The organism is Levilactobacillus sp. FUA 3915, from assembly GCF_044053135.1.
Lineage (GTDB): Bacteria > Bacillota > Bacilli > Lactobacillales > Lactobacillaceae > Levilactobacillus > Levilactobacillus lanxiensis.
Map to the genome: position 1 here is coordinate 1099362 of NZ_CP168704.1, position 19157 is coordinate 1118518.

Annotated in this window: 21 protein-coding genes and 1 CRISPR repeat array; of the genes, 7 read left to right on the forward strand and 14 right to left on the reverse strand. The window is 49.3% G+C overall.

What is annotated here, in order from left to right; translation table 11 throughout:
• Positions 1-37 precede the first annotated feature (37 nt).
• The gene (locus ACEPST_RS05335; RefSeq protein ID WP_204120686.1) at positions 38-1393 is read left to right on the forward strand and encodes an FAD-dependent oxidoreductase; all 1356 of its coding nucleotides are present in this window, start codon (positions 38-40) and stop codon (positions 1391-1393) included.
• Positions 1394-1478: 85 nt separating this feature from the next.
• Here ACEPST_RS05335 and ACEPST_RS05340 read toward each other — a convergent pair whose 3' ends face one another.
• From ACEPST_RS05340 to ACEPST_RS05365, 6 genes are all read right to left on the reverse strand, one after another.
• Positions 1479-1928 carry an MFS transporter gene (locus ACEPST_RS05340; protein ID WP_275404322.1) on the reverse strand — a complete coding sequence of 150 codons (450 nt, stop codon included), beginning with the start codon at positions 1926-1928 and terminating at the stop codon, positions 1479-1481.
• Positions 1929-2083: 155 nt separating this feature from the next.
• Positions 2084-2581 (reverse strand): hypothetical protein, encoded by a 498-nt coding sequence (locus ACEPST_RS05345; protein ID WP_204120593.1) that lies wholly within the window; start codon positions 2579-2581, stop codon positions 2084-2086.
• 13 nt (positions 2582-2594) lie between these two features.
• Positions 2595-3800 carry a hypothetical protein gene (locus ACEPST_RS05350; protein WP_204120594.1) on the reverse strand — a complete coding sequence of 402 codons (1206 nt, stop codon included), beginning with the start codon at positions 3798-3800 and terminating at the stop codon, positions 2595-2597.
• 221 nt (positions 3801-4021) lie between these two features.
• Positions 4022-4519, reverse strand: a complete 498-nt coding sequence (locus tag ACEPST_RS05355; protein WP_204120595.1) for a hypothetical protein — start codon at positions 4517-4519, stop codon at positions 4022-4024.
• Between the two features lie 139 nt (positions 4520-4658).
• Entirely contained in the window at positions 4659-5276 is a 618-nt protein-coding gene (locus ACEPST_RS05360; protein ID WP_204120596.1) for a sugar O-acetyltransferase, read from the reverse strand.
• 126 nt (positions 5277-5402) lie between these two features.
• Entirely contained in the window at positions 5403-6140 is a 738-nt protein-coding gene (locus ACEPST_RS05365) for an SDR family oxidoreductase (RefSeq protein ID WP_204120597.1), read from the reverse strand.
• Positions 6141-6242: 102 nt separating this feature from the next.
• On the opposite strand from ACEPST_RS05365, the gene ACEPST_RS05370 reads away from it, so the two are divergent.
• On the forward strand, positions 6243-6719 hold the full coding sequence (locus ACEPST_RS05370; RefSeq protein ID WP_203646464.1) for a MerR family transcriptional regulator: 477 nt from the start codon (positions 6243-6245) through the stop codon (positions 6717-6719).
• 170 nt (positions 6720-6889) lie between these two features.
• Positions 6890-8065, forward strand: coding sequence for a hypothetical protein (locus ACEPST_RS05375; protein ID WP_204120598.1), 1176 nt, complete (start codon positions 6890-6892; stop codon positions 8063-8065).
• A gap of 61 nt (positions 8066-8126) precedes the next feature.
• On the opposite strand, the gene ACEPST_RS05380 is transcribed toward ACEPST_RS05375, so the two are convergent.
• The 3 genes from ACEPST_RS05380 to ACEPST_RS05390 form a co-directional block, all read right to left on the reverse strand.
• Positions 8127-8606, reverse strand: coding sequence for a GNAT family N-acetyltransferase (locus tag ACEPST_RS05380; protein WP_204120599.1), 480 nt, complete (start codon positions 8604-8606; stop codon positions 8127-8129).
• Positions 8607-8766: 160 nt separating this feature from the next.
• Positions 8767-9249, reverse strand: a complete 483-nt coding sequence (locus ACEPST_RS05385) for a hypothetical protein (protein WP_204120600.1) — start codon at positions 9247-9249, stop codon at positions 8767-8769.
• A gap of 36 nt (positions 9250-9285) precedes the next feature.
• On the reverse strand, positions 9286-9771 hold the full coding sequence (locus ACEPST_RS05390; RefSeq protein ID WP_204120601.1) for a hypothetical protein: 486 nt from the start codon (positions 9769-9771) through the stop codon (positions 9286-9288).
• Between the two features lie 620 nt (positions 9772-10391).
• Between ACEPST_RS05390 and ACEPST_RS05395 the strand changes: the two genes are divergently transcribed.
• Both ACEPST_RS05395 and ACEPST_RS05400 read left to right on the forward strand, forming a co-directional pair.
• Positions 10392-11243, forward strand: a complete 852-nt coding sequence (locus tag ACEPST_RS05395) for a hypothetical protein (protein ID WP_204120602.1) — start codon at positions 10392-10394, stop codon at positions 11241-11243.
• Between the two features lie 106 nt (positions 11244-11349).
• Positions 11350-11682: a CRISPR direct-repeat array (repeat unit 28 nt; unit sequence GGATCACCCCCGCATCCGCGGGGAATAC).
• Between the two features lie 252 nt (positions 11683-11934).
• The gene (locus tag ACEPST_RS05400; RefSeq protein ID WP_204120603.1) at positions 11935-13104 is read left to right on the forward strand and encodes a DUF2075 domain-containing protein; all 1170 of its coding nucleotides are present in this window, start codon (positions 11935-11937) and stop codon (positions 13102-13104) included.
• 82 nt (positions 13105-13186) lie between these two features.
• Here the strand turns inward: ACEPST_RS05400 and ACEPST_RS05405 are convergent, their stop codons facing one another.
• The gene (locus ACEPST_RS05405; RefSeq protein WP_204120604.1) at positions 13187-13351 is read right to left on the reverse strand and encodes a hypothetical protein; all 165 of its coding nucleotides are present in this window, start codon (positions 13349-13351) and stop codon (positions 13187-13189) included.
• 163 nt (positions 13352-13514) lie between these two features.
• On the opposite strand from ACEPST_RS05405, the gene ACEPST_RS05410 reads away from it, so the two are divergent.
• The gene (locus ACEPST_RS05410; protein ID WP_204120605.1) at positions 13515-13943 is read left to right on the forward strand and encodes a nuclear transport factor 2 family protein; all 429 of its coding nucleotides are present in this window, start codon (positions 13515-13517) and stop codon (positions 13941-13943) included.
• Positions 13944-13989: 46 nt separating this feature from the next.
• Here ACEPST_RS05410 and ACEPST_RS05415 read toward each other — a convergent pair whose 3' ends face one another.
• The gene (locus tag ACEPST_RS05415) at positions 13990-15309 is read right to left on the reverse strand and encodes a replication-associated recombination protein A (protein ID WP_204120606.1); all 1320 of its coding nucleotides are present in this window, start codon (positions 15307-15309) and stop codon (positions 13990-13992) included.
• A 247-nt stretch (positions 15310-15556) separates the two neighbouring features.
• On the opposite strand from ACEPST_RS05415, the gene ACEPST_RS05420 reads away from it, so the two are divergent.
• Positions 15557-16117 carry a hypothetical protein gene (locus ACEPST_RS05420; RefSeq protein ID WP_204120607.1) on the forward strand — a complete coding sequence of 187 codons (561 nt, stop codon included), beginning with the start codon at positions 15557-15559 and terminating at the stop codon, positions 16115-16117.
• Positions 16118-16198: 81 nt separating this feature from the next.
• On the opposite strand, the gene ACEPST_RS05425 is transcribed toward ACEPST_RS05420, so the two are convergent.
• From ACEPST_RS05425 to ACEPST_RS05435, 3 genes are read right to left on the reverse strand one after another with little or no spacing between them, the layout of a single operon-like run.
• Positions 16199-16891 (reverse strand): class A sortase, encoded by a 693-nt coding sequence (locus ACEPST_RS05425; RefSeq protein WP_204120608.1) that lies wholly within the window; start codon positions 16889-16891, stop codon positions 16199-16201.
• Positions 16892-17674 carry a class C sortase gene (locus tag ACEPST_RS05430; protein ID WP_204120609.1) on the reverse strand — a complete coding sequence of 261 codons (783 nt, stop codon included), beginning with the start codon at positions 17672-17674 and terminating at the stop codon, positions 16892-16894.
• Between the two features lie 44 nt (positions 17675-17718).
• A complete protein-coding gene (locus ACEPST_RS05435; protein ID WP_204120610.1) occupies positions 17719-19155 on the reverse strand; it encodes a SpaA isopeptide-forming pilin-related protein in 1437 nt (478 codons plus the stop codon).
• Between the last annotated feature and the right edge of the window lie 2 nt (positions 19156-19157).

A 19157-nucleotide genomic window follows, 5' to 3' on the forward strand; every position in this document is an offset into this window, starting at 1 on the left:
TGAAGTCAATTAGTAATAGAAAGAAATGATTAATCTTATGAAAGTCGTCGTCATCGGCTGTACCCACGCAGGTATTGCTGCGGTCAAACAAATTTTAACTTATTATCCCGATGCTGAAATCACCGTTTATGAACGGCAAAACACAATCTCATACCTGTCCTGTGCCACGTATTTACATATTGAAGGCACCGTGGAAGCCCTTGCCGACGCCCGTTACGCCGAGCCCGCAGACTTCGTTAAGCAAGGCGTGAACATGGCCACCAATCACGACGTCATTCGCATCAACGCGAAGACCCACTGTTTGTTGGTCCAGGATTTAATTACCAAAAAAATCGAACGCGACACCTACGATAAACTCATCATGGCCACCGGCTCCGTCACGGCCATTCCCGCCATTTCCGGCGTGGAGAATCCTAAGGTCCTGCTGTGTAAAACCTACGACGAGGCCCACGACCTGTGCACCTACGCCGCTGGTCAGCAGAGTGTCGCCATCGTTGGCGGGGGCTACGTCGGCGTTGAACTGGCTGAAGGCTATGCGACCGCCGGCTATCAAGTTCTGCTGATTCAGAAGCCGGCCCACTTGCTCAACACTTACGTTGAACCAGCCATCGCGGACAAAATTACTGAGCTTCTAACGGCCAAGGGCGTCCGCGTTTTAACGAACACGGTTGTGACCTCCTTTCAAGACGCTGAAAACGACCAGCTATTGATTGAAACCAACCACGCCAATTATCACGTTGACATGGCCGCCATTAGCGCTGGCATGATTCCCCAAACGGATCTCCTAGCCGGCCAGGTTAAAATGGCCAAGAACGGCGCGATTTTGGTTGACGACTACCTACAGACCTCCGATCCCGATATTTTTGCGGCCGGCGATGCGGTGCTCAGTCGCGATAATCCGTCGACCGGTGTCACCTACGCCCCACTGGTCTCCAGCGCCGTGCGGCAAGGCACTGTCGCCGGCATCAACGTGGGTGACCGGCGTTTACGGACGCTCGGCACCCAGGTCACCACGGGCATGCAAATTTTCGATGACACTATGGCTTGCACTGGGCTGACCCTGGCACAGGCGCAGGCGGCGGAACTGAACGTCGGACACGTCGAGTATACCGGCACGTACCGACCAGGCTTCATGCCGGACTCCCACCCCATCACGGTGGAACTGCTGTACGACCGCAATAACCGTCAGATTCTTGGCGCCCAATTGCTCTGCAAGCACGACGTTTCCCAGGCAGCCAATACGGTGTCCGCGCTGATTCAAAATGGCGGGACCATTGACCAACTGGCCCTGCTGGACATGCTGTTCTCGCCTAATTTCAACGAACCGTTTAACTACCTGAACTTGGCGGGCCAAATGGCCGTGGAACAGGAGAATGGCTACTGGCGAAGCTAAACACAATTATACTGAGTTAGACTAAAAAGTCCGTCACTACTAGTACAGTCTAGTAGTGGCGGGCCTTTTTAACAGCTCAAGTAACCTAATTGTATTGTGCGGCCGAATTAAGTTTACGCCGATTGCAAAGATAAAGAATGGCCGTTAGCGGAACAATCACTAACATCACCGGGTAAAAGAAGTTGAGCGGAAAAATGGTTGGAAGGATTCCCCCAATGATGGGGCCAAGGAACATCCCAATGTCGCTGCCCAAATAGTAGGTCGCGTTCGCCAGCCCCTGTTCTTCTATGGGTGCTAACAGAAGCGATGTTGATTGGGAAACCGACACCATCACCCCAAACCCGACTGCCATTAAGCCGGCCGCAAAAATCATCTCAAAGTTATTTTGCATGATGGTGAGTAGGATGATATACCCGATTGTGGCAATGATACAGACGGAGAACCAAATGCCAAATGAAATCGTATCGAAATAATTTTTCAGTAGGATTCGAATCACAATCAACGCCAGCGAGTAGCATAAGAAAAATAGGCTCACCGTAACGTTACAGTCAAGAGAAAAGTTTCTAAAATGACGATGAACGGCCGGCTGCGTTGGGTTCTACTTGGTTATTATCACTGGTGATGCGTAAAAAAACTAGGGATAACGTTGTCCTTGCTGAACGACGTTATTCCTAGTTTTTGAGTCGACCATTACTTGTTAAAGTGAGCTGCTAATTTCTTTGTGGTGTAGTACGTGCTGTCAACGTGTCCGCGGTAGACTTCTTGAAGCACCTTAATCTTCCGGTTCTTATAAGTTTTGGTTCTAACCCGGTAGCTACCTTCTAGTGGCAGCGTCACGCTCTTATTCCACAACCCAATATGAATCGTGCCGTGTTGCTTTTTGGCGTAGATCCATAATGGCTTATATTTATTCTTATTATTAGGAAATGGTAGCTTGTGCGCATGCAGTGTAAACCGAGAAAAACTGGCAATATGATAGAATCGCATATCAACCGTTTGGGCTTTGATCTTCATAGCATTGCCGAACTTCCCCCCTGACGTATACCAGTTATGCCGAAATGCCTTGGGAAAGGTCTTCAGCGTCGACTTAGCCGCTGCCTGCGTGGTATTGCCGGGTAACGTAATGGCTCCGGCGAGACCCAAACCAGTGGTGATCGTGATGAGGGCTAGTGCTTGCGTTAATTTCATAAACGACCTCTCCTTAATAATACTTATGTGCCCGACCGTAGTAATGATTGATGCGATCATTGCTGTCCTTCATAATATCCGTTTGGTAATCCATCACCGCTAATTGAATTTCATTCCACTTTTCCATACGTTCCGTTTGATAGTCCACAGAACTCTTGACACCTTCAATGGCTTCAGTTGTCGCCGCCACTGCCTGTGTAATTTCCGTGCTAGCCTGTTTAATTGCGCGCATGATGTCACCTTTGGCCGAGCGAATCTCATCAACCAACGTGTTCTTCAGCCGGTCGATTCGTTCATCCTCATCGACCAAGACCGTTGCTTCCTTCCAGCTTGAAGCCCGCCCGTTCATGAGTAACTTGTAAATTCGAAAAGCGTGCCGAACATCCTGTAAATCATCCATCGGAAAGTAGGTGGCGTGAGTTTTCAAGGTTGCGGCATAGCCCGCCAAATAGTTTTTGGTCTGATCTGATTCACTACTCATTTGCTCAAAATAAAGTCCCCGATTGGCGTCTAAACTTTCGCCATACTTGAATCGTATGCGTAGTGATACGTCATCACAGTTATTCTCCTGACAGTACCGTTCATCTGCCCGCCGAATCCGTTTGCCTAAGGCTAGGATACGATAATTACGGTACATGGCCCAGGGTTGAGAAAAAGGCAGATGAAACTTGGCGGCTATGTATAACAGTGGGAAGCCCACCATGCCAATAATCATTAGTAGTAGCAGTGGTAGTCCGGTAACTATCCAATTCATCAAGAAATTGTTATGGAAGGTCAAAATATAGCACGCCGCAAAGCTCACAACCGTCCCAATCTTAGCCACCTTGGTGCTCCGATTGTTAATTGGCTTCGTTGTGGGTAAGCTCTTCACATGGTGAGTTCGACAATAAGCAATCTCACCTGGATGTTGATTTAAATAGGCGTATTGTTTAAATTTGTCATCTAAATCGCTCACGTGATTATTAAAGGCGTTCAAGAAGTTGTCCGTCTTTCGTTGATAGGCCGTATTTAAATTGTCCATCGCCACTTTTGTTGCGACAACCGTCTGTAAATGCTCAATCAATTCCGGCAGTGCCATTGCCTGCAGAGTTTGCAGCTTGTCGACGGTCCAATCGTGCTGGGCCATCCGCCACTCCCGTGATTTTTTAAGTTTCTCTGCCTCCTGGTAAACCTGTTGAACGTCCGCGTTAGTCCGGACCTGTGGTTTTTCTTCGCTCATATTGCTGATTCCCTTCAATCATCTTAGTTTTAACAACTCTCACTTTGTGCCAACTGATTATGCACCTATCGTACAATAATGGCATGACACATCATGTCGTTTGCTACTAGCAAGGGGATATTTTTTTATTTATGAAGTGAAAAACGACCGATACTGCCTAAAAAACTAGGAATAACGCCGCCCTTGATGAACGACGTTATCCCTAGTTTTTGGGTCGACCATTACTTGTTAAAGTGGTCTGCTAATTTCTTTGTGGTGTAGTACGTACTGTCAACGTGTCCGCCAGAAACTTCTTGAAGCATCTTAATTTTCCGGTTCTTGTAAGTCTTGGTTCTAACCCGGTAGCTGCCTTCTAGTGGCAGCGTTACGCTCTTATTCCACAACCCAATGTGAATCGTACCGTGTTGCTTTTTGGCGTATATCCATAAGCCCTTGTATTTATTCTTGTTGTTGGGAAATGGCAGCTTGTGCGCATGCAGGTTAAATTTAACAAAGTCCGTGCCCATATTGTAGCGCATATAATCTGTCTTAGCCGTAATCTTCATGGCAGTACTACGCTTTCTCGATGACGTATACCAATTATGCCGAAACGCCTTGGGAAAAGTCTTCAGAGTCGACTTGGCCGCTGCCTGCGTGGTATTGCCGGGCAACGTCATGGTCCCGGCGAGTCCCAATCCAGTGGTGACGGTGATGAGGGCTAGTGCTTGGGTTAATTTCATACTTCTCTCCTCCAGTTTATGTAATGGTTACACGATTAGCGTACACCTCCGGCATGACACATGATGTCGTTTGAAAAAATTCCCTGCATTTCATTTGAAAAACGTCAGCTCCGGCACATGACCGAAGCTGACGTCATCTCTATTTTTTAAATAGGTCTGGATCGATTCGCCGGTCCTTAAAGTAAAACTCGCGGTCATGCGCATTGACTGGCCGGAGCACGTGACACGGATTGCCCACTGCCACCACGTTGTCCGGCAGGTCCTTGGTGACGATGCTCCCTGCGCCCACGACCACGTTATCACCAATCGTGATGCCCGGGAGCACGATGACGCCGGCACCCAGCCAACAGTTTCGGCCAATGTGAATTGGCATGTTGTACTGATAATTCCGGGAACGCAGCTCAGCGTTGATGGGATGGCCAGCCGTGGCCAGCGTCACGTTGGGCCCAATCATGGTGTGGTCGCCGACGTAGATGTGGGTGTCATCGACCATGGTCAGGTTAAAATTGGCGTAGACGTTGGCGCCAAAATGAACGTGATGCCCACCAAAGTTAGCGTGAAATGGCGGTTCCACGTAGCAGTTCTCACCCAGGTCGGCAAACAGCTCACGAAGAATCTGTTGCTGCTTCGCTGGCTCGCTCGGCCGGGTATGGTTGTAGTCGTAGAGCCGGTCGAGGTAGTGCTTCTGTTCCACTTCAATGGCGGGGTCGTCCGGTAGGTACAGGTCACCGGTATGCATCTTGTCACGGTTAGTCATTAGGGTCATCCTTTCAGCTTTTGATACCGCTATCATACCATACTCCCGACCCCGGCAAAAACGCCCGGCCACAGACGAAATCCGTGTGGCCGGGCACTCATTAATTCTAGTGTTTCACGTGGAACATTAGCTATCTTGACGGGTCGCTGCCAAATCAATTTCGCGGATGTTAACCGCTTGTGGCATATCGTAGATGAACTTCACGGTCTGCGCCACGTATTTGGCATCCAACGTCAAGCCACCCATGGTCTGCTTCCAGGCCTCGTAATCCTTTAATGCCGCGGCATCGGTCACGTGGGTCAATAGTTCCGTCTCTCCCGCCCCTGGGGCTACCAATGAGATCCGGACATTATCACCGGCGACCTCCTGGCGAATCGTTTCGGACAAGCCGTGGACACCGAACTTGCTGGCAACGTAGGCCGCATGATTGGCAAACGCCTTGAAACCAGCAATCGAAGACATGTTGATGATGGTCCCGTGCTGGCGGTCAATCATGCCGGGCAAGACAATTTGGGTGCCGTTGAGCACGCCCATCACGTTGGTGTCGAGCATCGTTTGCCATTCCTTGGGATCTTGACGCGTAACGTTTCCCAGCAACATTACACCAGCATTGTTGATCAGCAGGTCGGTCGGTCCGTACTGGGCTTCGGCAGTGTGAATGGCTTCGGCCAAAGCGGCCTGGTCCGTCACGTCAACAGCAGCGGTCAGAACATTGGTGAAGTCGAGTGGTAGCGCCTGAATCTTGGCTAAACGCCGGCCCAACAGTAATAACGGGTAACCCGCTGCGTTGAATAATTTGGCATCCTCGGCCCCAAAGCCAGAACTGGCCCCGGTGATAACAACTAATGGTTTCTGTTCAGTCATGAAATGTTCCTCCTAAATATTCGCTTGTTTAATCAATGGCACAAGTATAGAATCTAGAGTTAACTCTAGGTCAAGCCTAAATTTTAAAAAGAAGGTTTTTTCATGACATACTCGATTGGGCAAGTCGCAGATAAGCTCGACATTAGCCCCTACACCCTGCGCTACTACGATAAGGAGGGTCTCCTGCCCTTCGTCGACCGCAACGCTGCTGGCCGGCGCCGGTTTAAAGATAACGATTTTAATTTTCTGGAGGTCATCGTCTGCCTCAAGGAAGCCGGCGTCCCTGTTAAGCAGATCGGCCATTTCATCGATCTGTGTATGACCGGCGACAGCACGTTACACGACCGCTACGATTTTCTAGCGGAGCACGAGGCTCAGTTGGAAGCCAAGATGGCGCGACTTCAACACACCCTCGACTTTTTGCGCTGGAAAAAGTGGTACTACAAGACGGCACTTCAAGCCGGTACCGAGAGCATTCACTACCTCCCCGGCACCAACCACGTCGACCCGGCCGTCCACGCTGAGTTCAACCGACTGGTGGCGAATGGTGCACAGCCGAAAGACTTGGGGGCACTGTAAAAATCACCTACACCGACTGAGCTCCACACACAAAATGTGAATCCGTTGAACACTCACCAGCAGAGGGCTATACTGAAAAGGCATTAACAGATTACGCGGGGAAATTAACACATCTTAGCAACAATTGGCATTAGACACATATATCCAGGGAAATAGAGGGGACTAACTAAATGCATAAAAATTGGGTTAAATTAACAGTCGCGGTCGCTTTACTGGCTGGCGGATCACTGGCTTTAACGACCACCGCTGACGCGAAAACTACTTATCAAATGACGGACACGCAAACCGTCACACCAAAGCCATATCACATTGCCAACCCACAAAAGGCTTTATATTCTTGGGACAAGACCCATACTAAACGGATGGCTAATCTGGCCACTTTGGAATATTCAAGCTGGTATGTCCTTGAAAAAGACACGATGGTGCACAGTGGCAAATCGACAACTTATTTTAAGGTTGCCGATAACTACGGTACCCAATACGGTTACGTTTACGCAAAGGGACTGACGAAGGGCTTTGATCCCAAAGACGATGAGCCTCTTCCCTACAAGCCTACGACACGGGTATCAGGAACTGCAAAAATCCAGCGCGTAAGTGAAGCAGCTTTTGCCAAAGCGACGCCTAGCTTGACCAAGAACACGTACTACCGCACCACGAAGCGGGTCAAACTCAGCACTGACTTTACAACCTACTTAGATATGGGCACTATCAAGAAAACGGTGACCCTTCCCAAGGGCACCATCGTTGAGGCGCAACATTTTAGTAACCAGTTCGAAATTGCCACCAGATATTTGAACAAAAACATTTTAATCCCCGGTTACCAACAGACTCTATGGACATCCGCTGACGGCACCTTGGCATCAAGTGCCATCCAAACGAGTGCTTTCACTAAGGTTAAACGTCCAACCTACTTGCCAAAGAACGGTAGCCATGGTGACTTTTACTTAGGTGGTGTCACGGCACTGAAGAACAAGAATAAAGCTTTATCCAAACAATCCGTCCAAATCACTTCGAACGGTTACGTTGAAGTTCGTAAAAACAATCCAGCTGGCAAGTCCACTGAGTATCGGGCAAAACCAACCGCTTCCGTAAAAATTCAGCGAACGACAGTTAAGGGACATACGCGTTACCTCTACTTGGCTAAGTCACTAAAAGGCTTTAAAACGACTAAGGTCACCTACCAAGGCAAAAAGCAGTACCGGCTGTCTCTCACTAATCAGCTCAAGACGTACGCTGAACCCAACTACAGCGAGGAATGGGATTTAGCACCTTCGTACTATGGCCTCATGTCACTAGGTGGTAAGACCTTCTATACCCCTTACGGCCCAACGCCTGAAGATCACTAATTGTCACTACTAAAAATAAGGAAGTCCAATAGTCATAATGTGTTATGACTCTTGGACTTCCTTATTTTAGTAGTTCTTGGCTCAAAACAAACTGCTCGCCGTACTGACCGTATCGCCGTCGACCTGTGTCTTCATAACCGGCTTTCTCGTAGAGCTTCTGGGCCGGTAAATTCCCATGATCCACTGACAAGGTTAAGCTGGTTGCACTCGGAAAATGGTCCTGTACAAACTGCGGTAACGCCTGTAGCATCCGACGAGCAAAACCCTGTCCCCGGTGATTCTCTGCAATTGAAAGCGAGCGAATTAAAATCGCGGTTGCCGGATCAGCCCCGACCTCTTGGACATCCTCATTTCTAATCAGAACGAAAAAACCAACCATTTCGTCATCGGCTAAAACCATCAGTGGAAACCGATCCGGATTATCCAATGCAATCGCCAAAGCTTGTTGTGGCGTGGCCGTGAAGGTGGCATCCGCTAGCTGGTAGTTGGCGATTCGGTCGCGGTCTTCTTGATTATTTTGATAAATTTCTAATTTTAGCATGCCATTCCTCCACTCAAATGTTCCACATGAAACATTCACTCTGTTTTAGTTATCTTGATTCTAGTGAAATTAGCACCTAAAAACAAGTAAGCTATTCTTCTAAAGTACATCAAAGGCCCAATCCATCTGCGTGGATTGGGCCTTTACTTAATCAAAAATGCTATTGCTTATAGAGATAAGTCGTGTGGTTATCAACTCGCGGATACATCTCTAACGCCTTTTTCCCATTATGACGAACTGGCTTCAAGTAGAGGATAGAGGCATATGCAAGCTTACTCTTCGTCTTGACCGCCGTTGGATAAATCTCGTATCGCTTGGTCTTGTAACGGTAGTCAATGTCACGAATTTCTTTCTTTAAAAAGTGAATGGTCTTGGACTTCCGCTTCCCTTGAAAATCCACTTTCTGTGAATACGTATGCTTTTTGAACGAGTAGCTCCAGCGCACCTTTTTATTACTCTCGCCATTGTACTCGGTATATCCCTTAGTCCGCCACGTCCCCCGCAATGGCTTAGGAATGGACTTGTACGTCTTGTAGTTCTTGGCATTATTAGTAGCGGCGCTGGCTGGTTGAGAGACTGAAGTAACTGCTCCAACTAGTCCTAGGCTTAAGACTACTGCCAGTACTAAATGCTTGATTTTCATGATTTCCCCTCCAATGGGTTACTTAATAGATAGAATCTACTTCCGGTAGAAATAAGTCATCTTGGTACCACCAATTGGGTAAAGGGCCAGAGCTCGTTTCCCATTACGACGGACTGGCTTTAGTGTTAAGTATGATGCGTAGGCCTTCTTGGCATCGGACATCTTCCCGCCCGGAAAAACGTCGTAAACTTTTCTTTGCTTCTCATACCACATACCACCGATTTGACTCTTTGGGAAGTGGATGGTCTTAGACTTCACACTACCACCTTTAAACTTCATGATTAGGGTATATGAGTTCTTATTAAATTGATATGTAGCATTAGACTTGATTCCCTTACGATATTTAGTGTATCCCTTGGTTTGCCAAGTACCACGCAAAGCTTTCGGCATGGTTTTATATTTACGAAAATTTTTATTACTAGTGGTCACGGCACTCGCTGGCTGTGCGGCTGATGTAGTCGTAGCCATCCCTGCAACACCAAAACACACTGCGACGGCAGCTACAAGATGTTTAATTTTCATTGTATATCCCTCCATTTAAAAATGATTGTTCTCACCAACTCACACCATAATTATAGCACAACGTTAACTGTCAAAATGTAAAAATATTTTTGTGCTCATATTCTACAAATAGATAAATACTTAGCTTTCTTACTTTTGAATGACACATTAATTCAAATAATTGGACTTACAATTAATCGCCCCCACATCCGTGGGGAATACTAAGGTTAGATGGACTTACACCTTTAAAAAGAAGGATCACCCCCGCATTCGCGGGGAATACTGAAATGTCTGCAAAAATACCGGACGAAGCGTTGGGATCACCCCCGCATCCGCGGGGAATACTTTGGCTCTTTCATATTCGGATCTGCCGGGAAAGGATCACCCCCGCATCCGCGGGGAATACACTAAACAAACGCCGTCACACCGCACTTTGAAATCACCAAAACCGGGTTTTCAATTAACTTGTATCCTAGGCATACTGTAGCCATCCCCCAACCACAATCAGTTTCTTTGCCGCTATAGCGAAAACCTTAGCCACTTTAAACCAGCGTCAATTCCCAGTGTTTAACCTCAGATTTTTTCACCTCAGCGGCGTATACTTAGAGTGGTTAAGGTACCATTTTTAGGAGGAGTTACATATGAAACTTAAGAACATTCTAGTTACCATAGGTGCACTTGGACTCGGATTAGCCCTAACCGGTGGCGTCACAGCAGCGGCCAGTACCAGCTACGTCAACGCAAAATCCGGGAATTTTTTGATAGCTAAGAAAAAAATTGTTCTTGCTAAAACCAAGTACAAAAAGGCCTTCACTATTCCCAAGGGCACCATCGTTCAAATCAGCGGTGTCACCACGCTTAAAGGAAAACGCATCATGGATATTCAAATGGATTCGCTCAGCTATCATTTGCGCAAGAGTTACGTTGGAAAAAACGAGACCTCGACGCGAAATATCGTTATGAAAAAAACTGATTTTAAAAAAGTCTCAGTTCCCCAGTATCTCCGGTACTACAGTACACAAAAATCCTATCCAGAAAACATTGGATTAAATGCGACTCAGGATGGCAGCCTCTTTGCCGGACTGAAGTATCCAGACGCTAACAACGAAAGCACAGCTAAAGCAGCTCGAATTCACGTCAGCAGTGATGGTTATCTCGAGTACTACGCAAACACCGCTGTCTTTAGTGTAGGCGTCGACCCCAAACCCACGACTTCCGTCAAAGTTACCAAAGCCGCACTCCCTTCAGGCAGTGGAAAAACCTACCTCTACACCAAGCAAGCCGTTCCTAGCGCAATTGGTAAGCGCGTCAGCAAGTCTGGTAGTGCTCAGTATCTGACGGTAATTAAGCGTCAGTATACAACTTACACGACAACTTACGCCACTGAGCGTAATAAGGACGTAACCAGCAGCATCCGAGTCTCTTGCGGCTATCTGGTAAACGGCACGCATTATTACATGCCAACTGCTATTTTCTACCCTCAAGCCAACTAATATTGTTTGTAAAAGGCCAGTTCTCACGCAGAGAACTGGCCTTTTGATTCACCCCCACACCTGTGGGGAATACATTGGCAATAAGTTCATAATCCAGGGAGGATAAGGATCACCCCCGCATCCGCGGGGAATACCAGTACTGCTTACCGACCTGTAGCTCCTCCCCAGGATCACCCCCGCATCCGCGGGGAATACTGGCTTCAATCCACTGGGATTGTGGCCTTTTTGGGATCACCCCCGCATCCGCGGGGAATACAGTTCTGGGGCGTAGCGCTCGAAAAGGTCACGGGGATCACCCCCGCATCCGCGGGGAATACTACCTCGTTCCTGTCTGGGCTAGTATACCAATAGGATCACCCCCGCATCCGCGGGGAATACCGCCGTGTTCAAAGAACTGGACGCCGATGGGTAGGATCACCCCCGCATCCGCGGGGAATACACTAAACAAACGCCGTCACACCGCACTTTGAAAATCACCAAAACCCGGTTTTCATTTAACTTGTATCCTAAGCATACAGCAGCCCTCCCCCAACCACAATCAATTTCTTTGCCGCTATAGCGAAACATTTTTTCAGTTCGCAGTTCCCCCATTTTCGACAGTTTACCAGCAAATTTAACGGTATCCGTCCACATAACTGCTATACTAATAATTGTCTTTCATAAATCCCATAACGGCATAAGGAGTTCCAGTATGAATAAAATTTTACAAGAACAGTTCTTCGTCGATGACCTTTCCGACGACCAGAAGACTGTCATCACCAATATCAACGACTACATCAAGCAAGGCCTGAATGGCGACACGGCTTCCGTTGCCGTCATCGAAGGCGCGGCTGGGACCGGGAAGTCCGTCGTTTTGATGGAATTGGTCCGTCAGTACATGACCGACCGCCACTACCGGACGTCACTGGTAGTCAACCATCCCGAGCTGTACAAGGCCTACCGGGACCTGGCCGAATCCATCCCCAACATGAAGGCCAGTGAAATTCGCCGGCCAACCTCTTTGATCAACTACGCGCAAAAGAATCACAAAAAGTACGACATCATCTTCGTGGATGAAGCTCACCTGCTTTACTCCAAATCAGAACCCTACGCGCACTACCGCGGGCAAAATCAGTTAACCGACTTGATGGCTTTGGCCAAGGTTGTCGTGGTCGTTTACGATTTCGACCAAGTCTTCCAGTCCAAGATGTACTGGGACCGGCCACTACTCGACAAGACCATTGGCAATCATCCCCACAAGCAATTTAACATGAACTTCCAATACCGGATGGTCGCCAGCGACGAGCAGGTCGCCTGGATGGACGATTTGTCGGCTGAAAAGCCCCTGAAGCCTTTCCCCAACAACAGCGACTTCGAATTTAAAATGTTCGACACCGCGGGCGAGTTATTTGAAAATATCAAGAAGCGCAACAAGGAAGTCGGCATGAGCCGGGTCGTTGCCACCTCTGGTTTCCCTCGCATCGACGGGCGCCACAACGTGGAAATGGATTCGTTCAGCCTGCCTTGGGACGAATGGGACCCCCAACGGACCCACTGGGCCAAACGGGAAGGCTCCATCACCCAGGTCGGCACGATCTACACGCTGCAAGGCTTCGACCTGAACTACGTCGGCATGATCATCGGCCCCTCATTCGGTTACGACAAAGCGACCGACACCATGACCATTATCCCCGAAAAATATTCTCACAAGGAAATTTTCAAGAAGCGTAAGGATATGAAATTCTCACGCGAAGAGTACAAGGACTTCATTGCCAACGTCCTCAACGTGTTGATGAAACGCGGGAAGTACGGCCTGTATTTGACGGCCTACGATGACGACCTGCGCCAACGGTTGTTGGAATTGGGACAAGAAACCAAGTAATTCACAGTTACCCAAATAGACCCGCTGCGTTTTTTCTACGCAGTGGGTCTATTTGATTACGGATTTAATTTTAAAACCAAGCTCATTCATCCAAGACAACAATCACAATCTCCATCGCAATCTCAAAAAACACAATTGCCAGCAGGACCACCCCCGCCAGAATAACTAGCCACCACTGTCGGTGACGCACGCCATAGACGATAGCGAGGACTAGCAGAATCAGTACAAGTACCACGACGAATATCATGGGCGACTCCCCCTTTTATTCAATCTATTATTGATTCAAATTGTACACCTATTTACCAATTATCAATCGTTATTTTTTCCGATTTCGATTACCCCACCCTTGACTGTAACGCGACGGCATAGTTTAGACTGAGTCTATCTTGAACAAACAAAGGAGAACGCTCATGACAAACGAAACCGATACCTTAACCGCTGAAATTATTGCCTTGGAAAAGGGCGCCTTAGACAAATGGTTCAAGGGGGATACCTCTGGTTACCTCACGCTGTGGTCACCAACCAACTTTTCCTACTTTGACAGCTCTAAGCCGCACCGCGTCGACACCTACGCCGAAATCAAACAGTTTGTCCTGGCTCACGTTGAGGGCAAGCTCTTCGCTGATTCCTACGACTTCGAGGATCCCCGGGTGCAGATCAACGGCGATATGGCCGTTCTGACCTACCAGCTGTACGCCAAGACCTCGCTGAACGACATGCGCTACAACTGCATTGAAGTCTACGAACGCGAGGGTGCCGACTGGAAAGTCATCCACTCCACTTGGGCCTTCATCCGGCCAATGGACATGAACTTTGGTCAAACGAAAACCTTAGTCTAAGCCCTGACAAAAGGCGTTGCAGGATTTTCTGCAACGCCTTTTGTGTCTACCCATTCTGTTGATGCCAGGCTTTAATCTGCCCCAACCGGTCCTTGAACCGTTGCTCATGACCTTCACTCGTTGGCAAATAATATTCATGCCCTTCCAAGGAAGGCGGCATGGTCTTCATCGTCGTCAATTTATCCTTGGCGTAGTGCGCCAGCTCATAACCCTTGCCATACCCTAACTCTTTCATCAACTTAGTTGGGGCGTTGCGAATCTGAAGCGGCACGGGATCATTGGCCGTCTGTTTCACGTCCTTGGCCGCCGCGAGCCGCGCTTTATAAATGGCATTGGACTTCGGCGCCAGCGACAGGTAGGTCACCGCCTCCACCAGGTGAATGTCACACTCGGGCATCCCCAGGAACTGGCAGGCCTGAAACACATTGATGGCCACGTTGAGCGCATTGGTATCCGCCAGCCCAACGTCCTCGCTGGCAAAGCGCACCAGCCGCCGTGCAATGTACAGCGGGTCCTCGCCGCCCTCCAGCATCCGCGACAGCCAGTAAATGGCCGCGTCGGTATCACTGTTACGCATCGACTTGTGCAGCGCGGAAATGATGTTGTAGTGCTCTTCCCCATTTTTATCGTAGAGCACGAACTTTTTGGTGATCAATTGGCTCAAATCGGCCATGGTGACCGTCGTGGCCTGTTCACCCTTGTCACCGTTTAAAATGGCCATTTCTAGGACGTTCAGCGCCATCCGGGCATCCCCGTCCGCAAAATTCGCGATGGCCTGAATCTCGTCGTCGCCAATTTTAATCGTTTGCTTGCCAAACCCTTCAGGATTGTGGAGCGCATTTTCAATCAGCGTGACGATGTCGGCTTGCTTCAACGCCTTGAGCACGAACACCTTGCAGCGTGAGAGCAAGGCCGAGTTGATTTCAAACGACGGGTTCTCCGTGGTCGCGCCAATCAGGATGATGCTCCCGCGTTCAACGTACGGCAAAAAAGCATCCTGCTGGGCCTTGTTAAACCGGTGGATTTCGTCCACGAAGACCATGGTCTGCTGGCCAATCTCGCGGTCCAGTTCAGCCTGTTTCATAATCTTTTTAATCTTGCTGATACTACTGTCGACGGCACTGAAGCTCAGAAAACTGGACTTCGTTTTGCGGGCAATGATCTCCGCCAGGGTCGTCTTCCCCACACCCGGTGGCCCCCAGAAAATCATGGACGACACTTGGTCATTTTCAATAATTTCACGTAAAATCTTGCCTTGACCCAGCAAATGCTGTTGCCCCACGAACTGGTCCAAGTCCTTGGGCCGCACGCGACTCGCCAGCGGCGTATTCTCCGGCTGACCGGCAAAGAGTGATTCTTGTTTCATGGCACATCCACCCCACTTTCAAACCCAGTAACTGACTCACTATCTGCCATACTAAACTATGACGTTACGTGACAGTCAATGAATTAGAAGGATTTTTTAGCTAAAAAGTTGTGACGAAACATATTTCTGCAGATTCTTATTCCGCATCAAATTTTATCACCCAATTCAAAGCAGACTTCCCGGCAATCCGCATTTTAAACAAGCACTTAACTTTCGTATACTAAAGCCACTAAGGAGGGGAACCATTTTGAAAAATTTACATATTAAGGCACTGCTTGTCTTACTTGCCGCTACAGGTCTCCTGGGGGTCGCAACGACCTCGGCCAACGCAAAAACCGTTTGGACCTTTGGCACGAAACACAGTCTGCGAACGGCGCCAAAGGCTCTGCGCGGCACGTGGTACGGGTTTGAACTTTCTCAAGATAAGCACCCCAAGAAGCTGGTCGTTAACAAAAAATCCTTCACCGTGAAGACGACTAAGGGTATCCGTACCATCAAGTACGCCAAGTCAATGATGTGGTCACGTAAAGCGAAAAACCACCCTAACGTTGATTTACGCAAACCGTTCAAAGGCTGGTACTACTTCGCCATTAATCTAAAACCCAGCTCAGATCTCAAGTCTTCGCAATTCTATTGCGGCCAAGTTCTCCCAGTTACGTACAAACATCACCCAGCCCTGGCCTATGTCCCAGTTGTCAGTGAAAACTCGTCTAGGGTCATGCTTCTAACCAAGAAGAAATATAACCATCCTGTTTACAAGAGCACTAAGCATATGACCGTCATCAATTTCTATGGCGGTAAAGGGTAAATCTTTAATTTACAATAATCCCAATATACCTCAAAAGGCCCGGCACATGCCGGGCCTTTACTGTATCCATTTAACTATCACTCAAGCCATCGTCGCCGGTCTCACCGACTGTAGTTTTCCCTGCACCACCAGCCGCTTGGGTTCACCGCGTTTCGCCGAGGCACAGGTCACCAGCGTCACTAATTTCTGACCGGGGATATCGTTGATGACGCTCACCTGGTGGCGGTCGATCACCCGGACCCGGGTCACACGATAGTGGTAGACCTGACGCTTATCCGTGAGGTAGACGCCGTTGCCCTTGCGCACGCCCTCGAGGGGCGAGAACAGGAGGCGCCGCGGCGTCATGTAGTGCCCGGCCAAGGCGTAATTTCCCTGGCCCATGCGCTGGTCCGCCTTAAGCGTTCCCGCGCCCCGGACCAGAACCGAGTTGCTCACGCCGATGCCGATTGGCAGGTCCAGTCCCACCGCGGGAACGCGTACCTGACCCACCGCACCGTACGTGCTCCTGCCGGTCAGCTCACGCAAGCCGTAACCACCTACCGTGAGGGGATTCAGCTGTGACGTCTTCGCGTAGTTGAACGCGTCCGGTTGTTTCTTCGCTTCCTGGGTCGCGCGCTGGATGCTCGCGACCGTCATTTCTCGTTTCGCCGTGTCACCCAGCTGCTCCACCGAGAAGGTCTGCGTCAGGGCCAACAGGATCAACCCGGCCCCAATCACAAACATCGCCAGCAACCAGAGGGCGCCCTTTTTGGCATGTCGTTTTCGTGTGGCCATTTAGCTTCCCTCCCTTGCTTGGCGGTAGCGGCGGTAACCCAGCCACGTGCCCCCAATGACGAGCAATGCCGCCAGAATCAGCAGGACAATTTTGTACCAGTCCCACACCGTTTTCCCTTGTGGAATCGTCTGGGTCTCATTCGGAATCCGCTGGCCGGTGACCAGGAGCCGATGGGTGTTGATCATGTACGGCGTGCAGGTCATCAGTGTGACCTGATTCTGGTTCGCCGTCCGCAGAATCGGTTGGCGGGTGGCTGCCTTCACGGTCCGAATGGTCGCGACCTCATACGTCATCAGCCCGTAGGCATTTTTTAAATAAAACCGGTCACCGCGTTGGAGCCGGGGCAGATCAGTGAAGAGTTTCGCGCTGGTCAATCCCCGGTGCGCCGTGATTAGGCTGTGCTGATTGCGCTTGCCTTGCGGGATATCCGTGCCGTGAACCAGCCCCGCATATTTTTGCAAAATGGGGTCGCTCGTGCCGGAAAATACCGGGAGTTCCACGTCAATCTTGGGAATCGCCACCAGCGCTAGGGGCGTCGAGTCAATGAAACTGCCATTTTCTTCCTTGAACGGGTCATAGGCGGTCGTCTGATTGTCCGTTGCCTGCCGCTGTAAGGTCTGTTTGAGGACTTTGCGCTGTGTCTTACTCGCCGTCCGCAACTGGCGCTTATACGCCACCAGAACCCCCTGCTGACGCCAAACGGTCACCTGGTTGCGGACGGCCGGGTAGCCAATCAGGCCCAGGCCAACGCAGAATAGTAAAATCATGAGCCATTTACGCATGAGGGGGTTCCTCCCTTCTTTAATTGTCTAAGTGGTTAACCAATCTATGCTGAACGCTTTTGCCGGTAGTACAGGTAGCCGGCGCCACCCATCAGGAGGGCCCCGATGAGCAGGAAGAGCCAGATGCCCATGCCACCAGTCGTTGGCAGCGCGTAGCTTTCGTTTTTAATTTTTTGGAGCTCTGTATTCTCACCGATTTTAAACGGTGTGGCATCCTTTAACAAGGCGTAACCAGCAGGGGCTTGCGTTTCGACCAGGTTGTAGGTCACTTCGCCCTTTCGCTGGTCGTAAGCGTAAGGGACGCCGGTGAAATTGAATTTTCCATCAGAGCCGGACGTTAATTCAGTAGCATCACCTTCGTCAGTCACCCACTTTACAAAAGTTTGGCCGTCGAATTTAGCCCAGAACCTTTTGCCCGCATTATCAATTTTTTGGACCTTAAACTTCGCACCAGACAGGCCATTCTTGCTGTTGGCGTCAATCTTTTGGAACTCGGCACCACCAAGAATCAGGTCGTTTTTGATGCCGATTTGGTCCTCTTTGATTGTGAAGTGTTCCTTATTCGGGACCATCTTTACAGGGTCGATGAACCCTCTTTTATCAACCATAAAGGTCAATGACAGGACATCATCCTTGGTATGCGTCTGTTTGTACCAGGGTTGCTCTTTATTGGAGACCTCCGTCAGCCGATACTCAGTGCTAACATCTAATTCGCCAAAGACGATATCTCCCTTATCATCGGTTGTCAGTTCTCGGGGAGTCTCACCACTACCCACTTTTTCCAAGGTGAACACCACGCCACCTAATGCGACAGGTTCCCCACTAGTTGGGTTCTCCGGGTCACTTCCCACCTTGTGAATCGTAGGGTCAACGTCCCGGGCAACCAGGTTCTTGGGGTACAGGTGAATCGTGCTCTTGTTATTCAGCGGTAAACTGATGAGCATGGGGGCGGAGATTGCCTTCAAGTTCTTAACGGGCGCCTTCGTTTCCAAAATCAGATAGAACCCCTTATTCTGGATACCTGAAAACGTTAGGATACCGCTGTTGTCACTTAATGTTTCTCTCGCGATACTCTTCAAATTATTCTTTTTCACGAAGTCGCGTTGCGCTTTGAGCACGGCTTCTGGCTCCGTACGCTCTTTGGTAATCTCGTTAACTAGTTTTTCCCGTGCTTCTTCAAAATCCACGTGACTCATTTGACCACTAACAATGTTTTTACTTTTAAGGTAGTCGGTCAAATCATAGATCTGATAGGTCACTGAACCATATTGGTCGGCATTATAGGTGCTAACGCCGGTCAGTGAGTCCAGTTCATCCCCGGTGTTTTCAATCGTTGTTGCATTGTCCATCTTGTGCAGCTTTATCGTCACTGTTTCCGGCGCTTTGGATTCGGCAGCGTTGGCGAGTGTTTGTCCCCCCAGCGCTAGCCCACAAACGGCAAAGACCGCGAGCGCCAACTTTCGTAATTTTGTAATTTTCATGG